Below are 13,277 nucleotides of genomic sequence, written 5' to 3'. Positions count from 1 at the left end.
AAGGGTTTAAAGCTGCGTCAGTTGCTGGTGCGCTGGTGGTCATTGGTTTTCATAATCTGACTGAGTGCATATTCCAGCATCTGAATAAGTTCCGGGTTTGACTGGCGGAGGGCATCCTCCAGCGCTTTACTGATATCGTCGGGGTTAGCAGACATTGCCTGAATCTGTATCTGTGGGGCGTAGCTCAGTTCGACGATGGGGGCGCTGCCGGCATCATTGGCCGCAGTCAGTTCCGGCGCTGTGGGGAGTGCCTCCGTCTGCTTGCGAAACACCTCCTGGGATTTATCGTCCTCATCATCCTCATTCCACCAGTCGTAAAGTGACTCGCCCAGCTTTTCGCCGCCCCAGTAGCCCAGCGCACCGCCCACAATTCCCCCGATAGCCGTACCTATCACAGGAACAACCGAGCCGACGAGTGCTCCGGCTGCGGCCCCAGCGCCAACACCGCCGAGTGTGCCGGTGACATCACCCGCCACGCCCCGCATATCGCCTTTTTGATAATCATCCCATGCGCTGTATGCACCGCCGCCCAGTGCCGCCAGAGGGCCAAGAAAGCGAGCGCCTCCTCCCAGCATTCCGCCGACTCGCCCGGCACCACCTGACAGCATTCCGCCAATGCGGGAAAGAAAACCGCCGCCGGCTGCAGCACCTCCCCCCATACCGAGCAAAGAACCTGCCCCCCGGATCATCCTACCTGCACCTTTGATATTCCCCAGCAGCATTCCGCCCATCAGCATTTCAACCCCCATCTCTGCGCCACCCTGATGTTCGGCCGTCATGCTCGTCAGTTTCATTGTGGTGTCATGGATCGCTTTGGAGAAACCATCAAGATGACTGGTGGCATCCGCCGTTGCCTGTCCGAGCGCGGTCATGGTGGCCATTTTATCCGCTTCAAGCTGTTCTGTTTTGGTCAGGAACAATGAAGGGTCAACGTCGAAATCCTTACGGTAATCTCCAAGGTAAGCGCCCGGTGTGGAGATGGCTTTGCCGATAGCGGCAGGGGCATCTTTGGATGCGTCTTCCGTCAGAATGGTACCGCCGATATGCTGTGATATTACACCCAGTGCGGCAGGATCGGTTTTGGCTACATCACCGAGAATGCTGTATATATTCCCCACATCAGCGGATACATTTTTTCCGGCTGACTGGTTTTTTTGAAATTCAGACAGGGCTGAACGAAGTTTATAGCGCAGCCCCTGGTCTTTGATTTCCTCAATATCGCCTTTCTTTTTTTTACCATCACCAAACAGCGCCTCATACACAGCCGGGTCGGACAGCTTCGCCGTCCAGGTCTCTTTCAGGCTATCGAGCACCTTGTCATAGCTGAACACGCCGCCCTCTGTTGTGCCGGCAATAAGCGCTGCAGCAATCTGTTCGCCGTTCATGCCCCGGCTGATAAGGTTGGTAACGTACTCCTGGAAGCTATCCATCATTTCGCCGGCATCGCCCCGACCATTCTTGAACACCTTGTAAAGCAACGCGCCAGCATCGTTACCGGACATGCCAGTCGCCATCATCTGGGTCATGGCGCGGTTAATGGACTCCTGGTCTATCTGGCCCTCCATCAGATTGCCCAGTTTCAGAGCCGCACCGGTGGCTTCATAGTTTTTGTCGCCGTGCAGCTGGTTCTGCCGGTTAAACCACGTCTGTGTCCCGGCTACTTCGCCAGCCGCGACTTTATAGGTGCCTACCATCCGGGAGCGGAAATCTCGGGCTTTCTGTCCGTAGATGTCCTCCATGCTGAAGTTGGACTGCTTCTGCATCAGCTTACGAATTTTTTCTTCATCACCCCCTAGCGATAAAAAACCCTTCAGCATACCCGCACTGGCGACGGCCGTGACGCCGCCTTTAACTAAATCCCCAAATCCGGATCGCTTCTTCATCTCCTGATTAGTTTCGCGTATCTGGCGGGCAAGTCGTTCTTCATCACGGGTGATGTTATTAATATCGACGCCAGCCTGACGCAGGCTGCGGGATAATTTCTCCAGCTCTTTTTCCTGTTTACGAATATCGTCCGTGCTGGCATTGCCCTGACGCATTAAATCTTCAAGGGCACGGGAGGCTTTTTTATATGCGCTGACATCGTCATACGTTTTTTGCAGTTCCTGCGTATCGCGGTCCAGGCGGTTGACCTCCGCATCAATCTGTTTGGCTTTCTGGGAAAACAAATCCTTGATACCCACCACCAGTTCCAGAGTAAAGTCACTGCCGCTATTTCCCGCCATCGTTCGCTACCTCAGTTAAATACAATAATTCCTGCCACGTCAGACCCATCACTTCGGCATAGCTGGCCCGCTGGAAGCGGGGATGGGTCAGATAATTAATCGCCTTTTTTAACGTTTCGCCCCTGACGCGGATGAGGCCGGCGTCTTTACCAGTAGCCGGTTAAGCAACAGCAGGTCGGGATAAATCAGGTTATCGACCAGATACTCCAGCGGCACCTCACACTGGTTAGTGACCACCGGGTGATCGTTCTCGTGAGCGAAGGTGCCAAACTTAAGGGTGGATGCGGCCGTGCCGGCCATGATGATGTCTGTAAAGCTGTGACCCCAGCGCTCCACCGAGAAGCCCCTGGCCTGGACGTGGTCACGCACCACCGGGCGGCGTTGCCGAAATGCTGCATTGAACGTCATGCCGTTCATCTGATAGGTCTGGTGAAGCGGCACAATGTCATGCGTGCTCACCATTGTTTTGATGGCTTCCGGCTTGAATGGGTGCTCCACGCCTTTGCCCATGAGGGCGTTGATACGCAGCAGGTCGCTGTAATCAAAATTATCCAGAATAAAGTCCACCGGCAGCGACACCGGGTTCGCCAGGACCGGCTCGCCGTCGCCGTTCTCCGGAGCCTGCCAGACACCGAACTCCATAACCGCAGACGCTACGGATGAAATCACCACGTCGATGATTTCAGAGTCGAAGTTTTCGACGCAGTAGCGGCAGGCGGAAACGCGGTCAGCCACCACCGGAATACTTTTGCGGCGTGCAGCATTGATTTTATGCAGCTGGTGGCGCTGGCGGTATTCATAATCCAGCAGCAGCGGCACCATATTGTGCTTCTCAATATTCATCTGCAGTTCTGATTTTTCAGCATTGTCGGACATGTGTATTTCCTGAATGAAAGACGGTATGCATCCAGTGTAATTCACGTCCCGAACCGCACTGGCAGTACTGCCAGCCGCCTCAACCTCCGGTGCTATTATCGCTTCATGGAGGTAAACATGATCCCCTCAACGCTACTTAAAAATAAATCCATAAAGGCCGTGAGCCAGATTAGCCAGGACGAAATGGCGTCCCTGAAAATGCTTATCAGCCAGCTCAATATCATGGATGTAGATAATGTGCCGCCGCAGTTCTTGCCCTTTCTGGCGTCGTGGTTCCGGGTGGAATACTGGGACGACAGCTGGTCTGAGGCACTGAAGCGCGAGAAAGTGAAGCTGGCACTTTCCGTCTTCAGAAAGCTCGGCACGCCAGCGGCCGTTGACCAGACGCTGGACTTTTTGTCCAGCGCTTATGGTATCCCCATGACGCTGGTGGAGTGGTTTGAGAAAACTCCGGAAGGACCGCGGGGGACATTTGAAATAAATCTAGACACCGGAAATAGCTGGTCGGAATTAAACGACGATATATACAGCAAAATATTTTCTGGCGTAGAGCGAAATAAACGTAAGTCCCAGCACTGGGGAATGAATATATCCTCCACCCGCGAGGGTAATATTATTTTAGCCGGTTATATGGTAGCGAGTGAGACCGTGAGATTTTCGCCCGTTGAGACTGTAGTGATAACGAAGCAACGGAAGTCAGGTAAAAGGAAACCCAAATGACCGAAAGTTTAATCTTAACCCAAGTCGGTGCCGCTGAAATTGAGGCGGCATACCAGGCGGGTACGGTAGTGAATATTCTCACGGCGGTGTTTGGTGACGGCGGCGGTGCAACTGTCACGGCGGACCCGTCTGTCACCGCGCTGGTGGGCCAGTTCGGCGAGGAGCCTTTCAGCAGTGGCGGCAGCGATGTCGGGATGATTGCTGGCTCCGTCGTTATTAAAGCTAAAACTTATCCGGGGCAAACGCTGCGCGAGTTTGGGCTGATGAGTGAAGCCGGCACGCTGATTGCGTATGGCGCTTACCCGGACACGCTGCTTCCGGCAGATACTGACAGCGTGGTGAAAGAAGTCACCGTGTACTTTGTGATGCCGCTTGTTCATGCCGAATGTGTGACGCTGGAGGTTGACCCGAATATTGCGATCATCACGCAGGAGGAAGGTGATAAGCGCTACTACCGTCGTGCGCTCAGGCTGCAGGAAGTTCAGGATGAGGGTGCAGCAGCGCAGCAGGAGCTGCGGGAAAACATCGGCTGCGGCACGTCAGCAACAAAAGACATCGTCACATCCCCTACAGATACAACAGCAGGAAGGGTGCTGACCGTTGGCTATCATGGTTTGGGTGGGACAGCCCCTCGTACAGCAGTTGCTGCTTCTGATAGCTATGACAATATACCAACTGGATTACCAAGCGGTTTTTATACTCACGCTGTGAGTGGTGGGCCATATGCAGTGACATTTACATTACTCCAGGATGGCGGCGGAAAATTGAATAACCGCCACCTGATTATCCCTATGGGGGTAAATAATAAAATCGCGGTGCGATTTGATGGTGCGAGCGGAGAGGGTAGCAAGGATTATCAGTATTTCTTCACTGATAAGAACAAGCCCTCTGCAACGGATTGCGATGCCGTATCCGCAACCAATGGCGGGACATTCCAGAAAGCCATTGCCGTCAAAGGAAATGGCGCAAACGTCATGCTATGGCCGCTGTCTGCGGGTCAGCCGAGCTATCTTTTAGGCAAGGATTACAACGGCGATAACACGTTTTATGTGGGGCGAGGAAGCGCCAGCTACAACATGTCGTTCTTTAACTACAAAGGCGGCAGCGGAATAGTGTTGGCTGAGGATGGCTCCGTCGCATTGAATTTAGCGAATGGTAAGCCACTTACAGTTCCAGGTCAGATTAAATCCTCTGGTGAAGTTCAAAGCACAAGCGCAGACAGCTTCCGAATTGCTTACGGCAATTACGGTACTTTCTGGCGTAATGATGGCAACACTCTCTATCTGATGCTCACCAATTCCGGGAACAGTTTCGGGCCATACAATAGCCTGCGTCCGCTCGCCGTAAACCTTGCCACTGGCGACATCACCATCAATAAGCTGGCGCTGGTTAATTACGCCAACTTTGATGCGCGTTATATCCAGAACGCCCAGTACGGCGCTGAACGCTCACAGGGAACGCATGACAGTCTCGCCACATCCAAAGTCCCGGCAGGGCATGTAATGACGGGCATCAAGTCAAACTATAACGATGGCAACTGGGAGGTCGACACCATTTACTTCAAGCCGACCCAGAAATATATCAACGGAGCCTGGGTGACCATCTCAGGTTAAGAAAGGAAAGATATATGCAGCACATTAAAAATTTCAGAACGGCGCCTCCCACCGCAAAGCAACTGAAAAAGTTCAGCAATGCAGAGGGGGATATTCCGCTGTTTCTGCGCTCAGAAGACGGACAGGACTGGTACGAATGCCAGCAGAATTTTGCAGATGATACGGTCAAGCTGATGTATGACGCGAACGGCGTTATACAGGCGGTCGTGGACAAACCCGTTCCTGGGCGGGGCAATACGTTTGCGGTTTCGATGTTGTGGCCAGAGGATATGTCAGTAGCCGAAGTCACTACCCTGCCGGACGGGTTTGAGACCGACAGTAAGTCATGGAAGTTTGGCGACGAGGGCATCTGGCAGGATGTGGCAGTACTGACCGATGCCCTTCATAGCGAAAACCCACGTCGCTACTCCCGACTACGCCGCGAGGCGGTCAGTGAAATCGTCATGCTGCAGTCCTGCGCCGAAACCGGGCGAGGACGTCCGGATGACGAGGCCCGTATCCAGACCCTGCGCACGTATCTGGCCGACCTGCGCGAGACCGACCTGACCGCCGCAGAGCCGGACTGGCCTGCACTACCTTAAATATCGACGTATCAACCGGAGTTATTGCCATGCACAAACCACGCAGAATCAAACCCTCGGGCTTTTCGCTTCAGGCCTTTCATAACCGTATGAACGCCGTCTGGTTTAACGGCCGCATGTCGGAAGTACATCGCCCCTGCCTGTCCGGTTTTACCAGTATCTACCTTATCCGCAACCGCATCACGGACGAGCCAGTGCCCGTCAGCTGGCTGGCCTACGTGCTTGCCACTACCTACCACGAGACTGCTTCCACCATGCAGCCCATCGCCGAGTATGGTCTGGGTGACGGTCGCCCCTACGGTGAGCCGGACCCGGTCACCGGTCAGACCTACTACGGTCGCGGCTATGTTCAGCTCACCTGGAAAGATAACTACCAGAAGGCCGAAGACGTGGCGATGGACCTCTTTACGCTGGAGAGAAACGTCCCGCTGGTGATGCAGCCTGACCTTGCCATGAAGCCAGTGTATGCCGCCCAGATTGCCTTAAGCGGCATGGCACAGGGCTGGTTTACGGGCAAAAAGCTGGGTGACTACCTCACGGCCACGCAGACCGACTACCTCAACGCCCGGCGCATCATCAACGGCACGGACAAGGCTGACCTGATAGCGTCATACGCGAAGGAGGCGGAGGCGGCCATCCGGCTGGCGCAGGGTGAACACATCGCCCGCAGCACCATCAGGAACGGCAGCCAGGGGGATGACGTGCGCGAGCTGCAGCTGGCACTGGGCGAAGACCCGGACGGTGTTTTCGGCTCGGGAACCGAGGGTAGCCTGAGACAATTTCAGGCCGCGCACGGGCTGTTCGCGGATGGTATCTGCGGAAGCAAAACATGGAACTCGATTGATGAAAAGGTATACGGGCTATGGAAAAACTGAACATTATGGTGGTAGCGCTGGCGCTAGCCCTGACGGGCTGCACGGCCTCATGGGTGCGCTACGATGCCCGCAGCACCCCCGCGAACTGCCCACCGGTGGTAAGCGTCACCAGCCTTGGCGGCAATATCACCATCAACGACACCACACAGTGCAGGACTGACAAATGAAGAGAGTAGCAGGCGCGGGCATTGTGCTGACCCTGAGTATGGCCGCCGTGGCCTGTTCGGGCGTTGTGACCTACATCCGGCACGAAGAGAACACCGGGAACATTCAGTGCAGCGGCGATGCCGGTTCGCATTCCGGAATCAAACGGGATAACAGCGTGTGCAACGCCACGTCAAACCAGCCGGAAAATGGGAAGGGGTAAAAAAGCCGCAGGTGATACCTGCGGCAAATCCGCAATAGAATCTCATTCCACCACCCAATGATAACTATTCTCATGTTACGATAAATCCCACCCAGTCTCGCCAAATTTCGAAATTCACGCGCTCTTTTGCATTACTAGTGTTTGCGGGTGGTATGCAAAAGCCCGCGCAAATTTATGCAAAAGCTCCCGCCGCGTGACAGGTAATTTTCATTTCACTGCCTCTCGATACGCCTTAACAAACGCGGCTGCCTGCGCTGCAGTACGCTCAACGGACTGCCCGGCGCGATAGAGATCGCTGCCAAGCCCTGCCCCTGCACAACCGGCATTCAGCCACTGCGTCAGGTTTTCCGGCGTCACGCCCCCCACGGCAAAGACCGGAACATCAGCCGGAAGTACCGCTTTCAGCGCTTTGATGTAATCCGGGCCGAAGGCCGACGACGGGAAAATTTTCAGCGCCTGCGCGCCCGCATCCAGCGCGGTAAAAGCTTCGGTGGCAGTCGCACAGCCAGGGCAGACGGTCATGCCGTAACCTACCGCGCGGCGGATGACCTCGGGCTGAATGTTTGGCGTGACGATAAGCTTGCAGCCCATACTGGCAAGTTGCTCGACCTGCTCGGGTTTTAAGACCGTACCCGCGCCAATTAACGCTCTGTCGCCAAACGCGTCCACCACTGCCGGGATGCTCTTTTCCCACTGCGGTGAATTGAGCGGGATTTCCACCGCGTCAAATCCGGCGTCGATGACTGCGCCCACGTGTGCGAGCGCGTCGTCCGGCGTAATGCCGCGCAAAATCGCGATGAGAGGGAGATTAGTTTGCCACTGCATGAGCGATGCTCCTTATACCTGCCTGGAATGCCACGTCGCCTTCAAGCGTTGAAACTTCGCGACCACAGGCGCGAAACGCCTGCTGGTAACGAGCGGTTAACGATGAACCCGCGACAAGGGTGATGTCCTGCTGCCCGGCGAACTGCTCGCCCAGGGTGGCGACTTCTGCGCCAATCAGCAGACCGGAGAGAAATTCGCTGACCTGTTCACGCGGGAGAGTCCCCAGCACGTGTGAAGCGCGAACTTCAAAAAGTTGTGGCAGAACGGCAGGCGAAGCGAGACCGCGTGCAAGCCCTGCAGCAAAAGCCTCAGGAGAGGGTTGCTGCTCCGGCAGGCCTGCTCCCACCAGCGAATGGCGCAGCAGCACGTGATGCAATTCGCCGGTCAGTACGGTCCGAAAATCGTGGATCTGCTCCGCGTCGGCCTGCACCCATTTGCAGTGCGTGCCGGGCATAACATAGACAGAAGAAGGAGAAAGAGTGCGCGCGCCGAGCAGCTGTGTCTCTTCGCCGCGCATCACGTTATGGTTATCGTCACGGGAAACGCATAGTCCGGGAATAATCCAGATATTGTCGCCAACGGACGTTAATGTCTCACCAATGGCAGAGAAATGGGCAGGAACAGATAAGTACGGCGCGACTTTCCAGCCCACGTTGCTGCCTACCATCCCTGCCATGACCACCGGTGTCGCGCCTTCGCGCCAGTTTTCAGTGACTTCTGCTAACACCGCCTGAGGGGATTTACCGTTGAGGCGCGTGACGCCTGCTTCTGATTGCCTGTTATCCAGGCATTTATCGCCTTCATAAAGCCAGGCGCGCAGATTGGTCGATCCCCAGTCAATAGCGATGTAGCGAGATGTCATGTGATTTCCTTTAACCTTCGTGTCGAGCTGGCGATCATGGCGAGCGCCGCTTGCTCTGCCGCATTGCTGTCCTGATGTCGTATCGCATCGAACAGCACTTTATGTTCCTGCAGGGTCTTGGGCATGTTGGCCTCATCCCCCATCCAGGTCCGTTCAAAAACTGCGCGCTGTAGCGAGCTGATCGCCACGCTAAGCTGCTGTAATACCGGGTTATGCACTGATTCCAGCACCGCCTCGTGATAGCGGATATCCGCTTCGTTAAAGGCGTCCCTGTCCTGGTTGTTGGCGATCATGTCGTTGAGCGCCGCTTCGATCTGGGCCAGGTCCCCTGATGTCGCCCGCTCAGCTGCCCAGCGGGCAATTGCCGGTTCCACCAGGTTTCGTACCTCGCTCATCGCACCGATGAGCTGCGGGTCGTCGTCGTTTGCCAGCACCCACTGCAGAACGTCGGTGTCGAGGTAGTTCCACTGTTTACGCGGGGCGACAAAGGCGCCGCGATAACGCTTCATTTCGATCAGCCGTTTCGCCATTAGCGAGCGAAATACTTCGCGGATGATGTTGCGCGAGGTTTCAAACTCCTCGCACAGCTCGGCCTCGGCCGGCAACGGCGAACCCGGTACGTACTTACCGCTGACAATCTGATTGCCCAGCGCGATGACGATGCGGTCGGTTTTGTTGAGAGTCATGGAGAATCCTTGTTTCTTTTGTCCATCACTACTTTACCGCGACCGATGAATTTCACCTCACTTTTGCAGTACAAACGTGAGGTCGTTCGTCAATACCGTGACCGTAATGTAGTACAATCATATTGTGTTGTACTACAATCTAGATCACAAAAAGAACAACCCATCGATCGACAGGCAAAAAAAAGCCCCGGTTAATCGCCGGGGCTGATGCGGTTGAGACGGTTTAGTTCAGCACGAACTTCTCGATCGCGTAGGCTACGCCATCTTCGAGGTTAGATTTGGTGACGAAGTTGGCCACTTCTTTCACCGACGGGATCGCGTTTTCCATTGCCACGCCCATACCCGCGTATTCGATCATCGCGATGTCATTTTCCTGATCGCCCAGGGTCATGATCTCTTCCGGCTTAATGCCCAGCGTATCGGCCAGCGATTTCACGCCGGTGCCTTTATTGACGCGTTTATCAAGGATTTCGAGGAAGTACGGCGCGCTTTTCAGCACGGTGTATTTCTCTTTCACTTCCGCCGGGATGCGGGCGATAGCCTGATCCAGAATCGCAGGCTCATCAATCATCATCACCTTCAGGAACTGCGTGGCCGGGTCCATATTTTCCGGCTCGCAGAACACCAGCGGAATGGTCGCCACGAAGGATTCATGCACGGTGTAGTAGCTGATGTCGCGGTTAGCGGTGTACAGCGTGTTGCGATCGAGCGCGTGGAAGTGAGAGCCCACTTCGCGGGACAGTTTTTCCAGATACCGGTAATCGTCATAGCTCAGCGCCGTTTGCGCGACCGTGCTGCCATCGCTGGCGTTCTGCACCAGCGCACCGTTGTAGGTGATGCAGTAATCGCCCGGTTGTTCCATGTGCAGCTCTTTCAGATAGCTGTGAACCCCGGCATACGGACGCCCCGTGGTCAGCACCACGTTCACGCCTTTCGCACGAGCGGCGGCAATCGCATTTTTAACGGCAGGAGAGATAGTGTGGTCAGGCAGCAGCAGCGTGCCGTCCATATCGATTGCAATGAGTTTGATGGCCATGAGATCCCCGATTTAAATGAGTCTGTCCTCATGCTAACGCGATTCCGCACAGAAAACAGTAAAAGAGTCGTCGAGAAAGGGGGATGGGATTTAAAGAGGAGATTCCTCTTTTGCAGGCAAAGAAAAGCCCGGTGAGGCTACGCCTACCGGGCTTACAGAATCGACGGCCTGAATTAAATGTCGATATTCGCGGCTTTCAATGCGTTCTCTTCGATGAAGGCGCGGCGCGGTTCAACGGCGTCGCCCATTAGGGTAGTGAACAGCTGGTCAGCGGCGATCGCATCTTTCACGGTCACGCGCAGCATGCGGCGGCTTTCCGGATCCATGGTGGTTTCCCACAGCTGATCCGGGTTCATTTCGCCCAGACCTTTATAACGCTGAATGGAGAGACCACGACGGGACTCTTTCACCAGCCACTCCAGCGCCTGCTCGAAGCTGGCAACCGGCTGACGGCGTTCGCCACGTTCGATAAACGCGTCTTCTTCGATAAGACCACGCAGTTTTTCGCCCAGCGTGCAGAGACGACGGTATTCGCCACCGGTCACAAACTCGTGATCCAGCGGATAGTCGGTGTCTACGCCGTGTGTACGTACGCGGATGATTGGCTCGAACAGGTGCTGTTCAGCGTTCTCGCGAACGTCAAACTGCCACATGCTGCCGTGCTGCTCGCTTTCGTTCAGCTCAGTCACCAGGGCGTTCACCCAGCGCGTCACTTTCTGCTCGTCGCTGAGATCGGCTTCAGCCAGCGTCGGCTGATAAACCAGCTCTTTCAGCAGCGTGCGCGGGAAGCGACGCTCCATACGACCAATCATTTTCTGCGTCGCATTGTACTCAGAGACCAGTTTCTCCAGTGGCTCACCCGCCAGCGCCGGAGCGTGGGCATTCGCATGCAGGGTAGCGCCATCCAGAGCGATAGAGATCTGATACTGATCCATCGCTTCGTCGTCTTTAATGTACTGTTCCTGCTTGCCTTTCTTCACTTTGTACAGCGGTGGCTGTGCAATGTAGATGTGGCCGCGTTCAACGATTTCTGGCATCTGACGGTAGAAGAAGGTCAGCAGCAGCGTACGGATGTGTGAACCATCGACGTCCGCATCGGTCATGATGATGATGCTGTGATAGCGCAGTTTGTCCGGGTTGTACTCGTCGCGACCGATGCCGCAGCCGAGGGCGGTGATCAGCGTCGCCACTTCCTGAGAGGAGAGCATTTTGTCAAAGCGCGCCTTCTCAACGTTCAGGATTTTACCTTTCAGCGGCAGAATCGCCTGGTTCTTACGGTTACGGCCCTGCTTCGCAGAACCGCCCGCGGAGTCCCCTTCCACCAGGTACAGTTCGGAGCGAGCCGGATCGCGTTCCTGGCAGTCCGCCAGTTTGCCCGGCAGACCGGCCAGATCCAGCGCACCTTTACGACGGGTCATTTCACGGGCTTTACGCGCCGCTTCACGGGCACGCGCCGCATCAATGATTTTGCCGACAACGATTTTCGCGTCAGACGGGTTTTCCAACAGGTATTCGCTCAGCAGTTCGTTCATCTGCTGTTCAACCGCAGATTTCACCTCGGAAGAGACCAGTTTGTCTTTGGTCTGAGAGGAGAATTTCGGGTCTGGCACTTTCACGGAAACTACAGCAATCAGGCCTTCACGGGCATCGTCACCGGTGGCGCTGACTTTCGCTTTTTTGCTGTAGCCTTCTTTATCCATGTAGGCGTTCAGGGTACGGGTCATGGCGGTACGGAAGCCGACCAGGTGCGTACCGCCGTCGCGCTGTGGAATGTTGTTGGTGAAGCAATAGATGTTTTCCTGGAAACCATCGTTCCACTGCAGCGCCACTTCCACGCCGATGCCGTCTTTTTCGGTGGAGAAGTAGAAGATATTTGGGTGGATCGGCGTTTTGTTCTTGTTGAGGTACTCAACAAACGCCTTGATGCCGCCTTCATAGTGGAAATGATCTTCTTTACCGTCGCGCTTATCGCGCAGGCGGATGGACACGCCGGAGTTCAGGAACGACAGCTCGCGCAGACGTTTTGCCAGAATGTCGTATTCGAAGTCAGTGACATTAGAGAAGGTTTCGTGGCTCGGCCAGAAACGCACGGTGGTCCCGGTTTTTTCCGTTTCGCCAGTGACCGCCAGCGGTGCCTGTGGCACGCCGTGGGTATAAACCTGGTGATGGATTTTACCTTCGCGGTAGATAACCAGTTCCAGCTTCTGCGACAGGGCGTTAACAACGGAAACGCCCACGCCGTGCAGGCCGCCGGACACTTTATAGGAGTTGTCATCGAATTTACCGCCTGCGTGCAGGACGGTCATGATCACTTCCGCAGCGGATACGCCCTCTTCCGGGTGAATGCCGGTCGGAATACCACGGCCATCATCCTGTACGGAAACGGAGTTATCGCCGTGGATGGTGACGATAATATCTTTACAGTGACCCGCGAGCGCTTCGTCGATAGCGTTATCCACAACCTCGAATACCATGTGGTGCAGACCGGTGCCGTCATCGGTATCGCCGATATACATACCTGGGCGCTTACGCACCGCATCCAGTCCTTTCAGGACTTTGATACTGGAGGAGTCATAAGAATTCGACATCAACGTTTCTCGCTCATTTAATC

13 protein-coding genes are annotated in these 13,277 nt (G+C 55.2%); 6 read left to right on the top strand and 7 right to left on the bottom strand.

What is annotated here, in order from left to right; genetic code table 11:
• Positions 1-17: 17 nt before the first annotated feature.
• A complete protein-coding gene (locus OVA10_RS03440; protein ID WP_268195252.1) occupies positions 18-2,225 on the bottom strand; it encodes a hypothetical protein in 2,208 nt (735 codons plus the stop codon).
• Positions 2,226-2,333: 108 nt separating this feature from the next.
• Positions 2,334-3,101, bottom strand: a complete 768-nt coding sequence (locus OVA10_RS03435; protein ID WP_268195250.1) for a hypothetical protein — start codon at positions 3,099-3,101, stop codon at positions 2,334-2,336.
• Positions 3,102-3,218: 117 nt separating this feature from the next.
• On the opposite strand from OVA10_RS03435, the gene OVA10_RS03430 reads away from it, so the two are divergent.
• From OVA10_RS03430 to OVA10_RS03405, 6 genes are read left to right on the top strand one after another with little or no spacing between them, the layout of a single operon-like run.
• The gene (locus OVA10_RS03430) at positions 3,219-3,821 is read left to right on the top strand and encodes a phage tail protein I (protein WP_268195249.1); all 603 of its coding nucleotides are present in this window, start codon (positions 3,219-3,221) and stop codon (positions 3,819-3,821) included.
• Positions 3,818-5,434, top strand: coding sequence for a phage tail fiber protein (locus OVA10_RS03425; protein ID WP_268195247.1), 1,617 nt, complete (start codon positions 3,818-3,820; stop codon positions 5,432-5,434). Before OVA10_RS03430 ends, OVA10_RS03425 begins: the two co-directional genes overlap by 4 nt.
• A gap of 14 nt (positions 5,435-5,448) precedes the next feature.
• Positions 5,449-6,015, top strand: a complete 567-nt coding sequence (locus OVA10_RS03420; protein WP_268195245.1) for a tail fiber assembly protein — start codon at positions 5,449-5,451, stop codon at positions 6,013-6,015.
• A gap of 29 nt (positions 6,016-6,044) precedes the next feature.
• Positions 6,045-6,890, top strand: coding sequence for a peptidoglycan-binding domain-containing protein (locus OVA10_RS03415; protein ID WP_268195243.1), 846 nt, complete (start codon positions 6,045-6,047; stop codon positions 6,888-6,890).
• The gene (locus OVA10_RS03410; RefSeq protein ID WP_268195241.1) at positions 6,878-7,057 is read left to right on the top strand and encodes a hypothetical protein; all 180 of its coding nucleotides are present in this window, start codon (positions 6,878-6,880) and stop codon (positions 7,055-7,057) included. The genes OVA10_RS03415 and OVA10_RS03410 overlap by 13 nt, the downstream gene beginning before the upstream one ends.
• The gene (locus OVA10_RS03405; RefSeq protein ID WP_268195239.1) at positions 7,054-7,257 is read left to right on the top strand and encodes a hypothetical protein; all 204 of its coding nucleotides are present in this window, start codon (positions 7,054-7,056) and stop codon (positions 7,255-7,257) included. The genes OVA10_RS03410 and OVA10_RS03405 overlap by 4 nt, the downstream gene beginning before the upstream one ends.
• Positions 7,258-7,464: 207 nt before the next feature.
• Here the strand turns inward: OVA10_RS03405 and OVA10_RS03400 are convergent, their stop codons facing one another.
• From OVA10_RS03400 to gyrB, 5 genes are all read right to left on the bottom strand, one after another.
• On the bottom strand, positions 7,465-8,082 hold the full coding sequence (locus tag OVA10_RS03400; RefSeq protein ID WP_100778273.1) for a 2-dehydro-3-deoxy-6-phosphogalactonate aldolase: 618 nt from the start codon (positions 8,080-8,082) through the stop codon (positions 7,465-7,467).
• Positions 8,066-8,944, bottom strand: a complete 879-nt coding sequence (locus OVA10_RS03395; RefSeq protein ID WP_268195238.1) for a 2-dehydro-3-deoxygalactonokinase — start codon at positions 8,942-8,944, stop codon at positions 8,066-8,068. Before OVA10_RS03395 ends, OVA10_RS03400 begins: the two co-directional genes overlap by 17 nt.
• Positions 8,941-9,630, bottom strand: coding sequence for a D-galactonate utilization transcriptional regulator DgoR (gene dgoR / locus OVA10_RS03390; protein ID WP_100778275.1), 690 nt, complete (start codon positions 9,628-9,630; stop codon positions 8,941-8,943). Before dgoR ends, OVA10_RS03395 begins: the two co-directional genes overlap by 4 nt.
• A gap of 223 nt (positions 9,631-9,853) precedes the next feature.
• Positions 9,854-10,666 (bottom strand): sugar-phosphatase, encoded by an 813-nt coding sequence (yidA, locus tag OVA10_RS03385; RefSeq protein ID WP_248859378.1) that lies wholly within the window; start codon positions 10,664-10,666, stop codon positions 9,854-9,856.
• A 173-nt stretch (positions 10,667-10,839) separates the two neighbouring features.
• Positions 10,840-13,254 (bottom strand): DNA topoisomerase (ATP-hydrolyzing) subunit B, encoded by a 2,415-nt coding sequence (gyrB, locus tag OVA10_RS03380; RefSeq protein WP_100778277.1) that lies wholly within the window; start codon positions 13,252-13,254, stop codon positions 10,840-10,842.
• Positions 13,255-13,277: the final 23 nt, after the last annotated feature.

Source organism: Lelliottia sp. SL45, assembly GCF_026672535.1.
GTDB lineage: Bacteria > Pseudomonadota > Gammaproteobacteria > Enterobacterales > Enterobacteriaceae > Enterobacter > Enterobacter nimipressuralis.
The sequence above is the reverse complement of the archived record's forward strand: the minus strand, read 5'-3'. Positions and strand labels throughout refer to the sequence as shown.

Excerpts from the sequence above, each read along its gene's own strand:
- dgoR (WP_100778275.1), bottom strand. The coding sequence starts at position 9,630 with ATGACTCTCAACAAAACCGACCGCATCGTCATCGCGCTGGGCAATCAG.
- OVA10_RS03395 (WP_268195238.1), bottom strand. The coding sequence starts at position 8,944 with ATGACATCTCGCTACATCGCTATTGACTGGGGATCGACCAATCTGCGC.
- yidA (WP_248859378.1), bottom strand. The coding sequence starts at position 10,666 with ATGGCCATCAAACTCATTGCAATCGATATGGACGGCACGCTGCTGCTG.
- OVA10_RS03435 (WP_268195250.1), bottom strand. The coding sequence starts at position 3,101 with ATGTCCGACAATGCTGAAAAATCAGAACTGCAGATGAATATTGAGAAG.
- OVA10_RS03440 (WP_268195252.1), bottom strand. The coding sequence starts at position 2,225 with ATGGCGGGAAATAGCGGCAGTGACTTTACTCTGGAACTGGTGGTGGGT.
- OVA10_RS03400 (WP_100778273.1), bottom strand. The coding sequence starts at position 8,082 with ATGCAGTGGCAAACTAATCTCCCTCTCATCGCGATTTTGCGCGGCATT.
- OVA10_RS03430 (WP_268195249.1), top strand. The coding sequence starts at position 3,219 with ATGATCCCCTCAACGCTACTTAAAAATAAATCCATAAAGGCCGTGAGC.
- OVA10_RS03405 (WP_268195239.1), top strand. The coding sequence starts at position 7,054 with ATGAAGAGAGTAGCAGGCGCGGGCATTGTGCTGACCCTGAGTATGGCC.
- OVA10_RS03410 (WP_268195241.1), top strand. The coding sequence starts at position 6,878 with ATGGAAAAACTGAACATTATGGTGGTAGCGCTGGCGCTAGCCCTGACG.
- OVA10_RS03420 (WP_268195245.1), top strand. The coding sequence starts at position 5,449 with ATGCAGCACATTAAAAATTTCAGAACGGCGCCTCCCACCGCAAAGCAA.
- OVA10_RS03415 (WP_268195243.1), top strand. The coding sequence starts at position 6,045 with ATGCACAAACCACGCAGAATCAAACCCTCGGGCTTTTCGCTTCAGGCC.
- gyrB (WP_100778277.1), bottom strand. The coding sequence starts at position 13,254 with ATGTCGAATTCTTATGACTCCTCCAGTATCAAAGTCCTGAAAGGACTG.
- OVA10_RS03425 (WP_268195247.1), top strand. The coding sequence starts at position 3,818 with ATGACCGAAAGTTTAATCTTAACCCAAGTCGGTGCCGCTGAAATTGAG.